This window comes from Pseudomonas sp. P5_B2 (genome assembly GCF_056400445.1).
Genome location: NZ_JBFULH010001184.1, coordinates 1 through 893, shown reverse-complemented (window position 1 = coordinate 893; position 893 = coordinate 1). Strand labels below are relative to the sequence as shown.

Annotated in this window: 1 protein-coding gene and 1 pseudogene; one reads left to right on the top strand and one right to left on the bottom strand. The window is 56.7% G+C overall.

Annotation, left to right across the window (positions count from 1 at the left end; all coding sequences use genetic code 11):
* Positions 1 to 392, top strand: a pseudogene (locus AC1DRJ_RS30070) (DUF1329 domain-containing protein); the annotation flags it as partial.
* Positions 393 to 524: 132 nt separating this feature from the next.
* Here AC1DRJ_RS30070 and AC1DRJ_RS30065 read toward each other — a convergent pair.
* On the bottom strand, positions 525 to 893 hold a 369-nt coding region (locus tag AC1DRJ_RS30065), incomplete at its 5' end, for a potassium transporter TrkG (RefSeq protein WP_477805322.1).

The window sequence follows — 893 nt, the reverse complement described above, 5'->3', positions numbered from 1 at the left end:
GTACCTGCCTGGTCAGCGCCGTGTGAAGCTGGCACCGAACCTGGCCTACGACACGCCTAACCCCGGCACCGCCGGCGCCGGTACTTACGACGACGTTTTCGTGTTCAACGGTGCGCTGGATCGCTACGACTGGAAGTTGGTCGGCAAGCAAGAAATGATCGTGCCGTACAATCCCTACAAGTTGACCTACGCTCAGGATCCGAAGTCGATCACCACCCCGAATCACTTGGCACCCGACTTCGTGCGCTGGGAAAAACACCGTCTATGACTTGGTGGGCGGTTCCTACAACATCAACGGTGTAGTCGGCCCGTACGGCGGCATCAAGTACGTCGATCCGCTCTCCAAGGCACAGTGGTCGTCGGAGTCCCTGGCGGGCGCCGGCATTCGCTAAGCAAACCAAGGCACATCCGCAATAGCGTTTGGTGACCCCGCCCAAGAAACGGGAGCCAATTGTGCCAACCGCTCTGCCGCGTCCAGGCTCTTGAACAGTTCTAAATGGGTGATACATCTCAAACCGTAAAGCTCAATATCTCCAGAAAACTGGAGTGAAGAGTACCAACACCGTCAGGATTTCCAGTCTCCCTAGAAGCATTCCAACGGTCAGCAGCCATTTGGCGGCATCGGGTAATGTTGAGAAATTCCCTGCCGGCCCAATGATCGTGCCAAGCCCCGGCCCGACGTTGCACACCGCAGTGGAGGCACCGCTCAACGCTGTTATCCAGTCGAGCCCGATGAGAGCCAGGCCCAAGGCGATGACGGCAATAGTGACGGTGAAGAAAAACGAGAAGGTCAGCAGTGAGCGCAAGATCTCCTCGTCAATGGGATGACCGTTGTACTTCTTCTGAATCACGGCTCGAGGATGGATCAACTGCTTCAGACTACTGACCAGTAG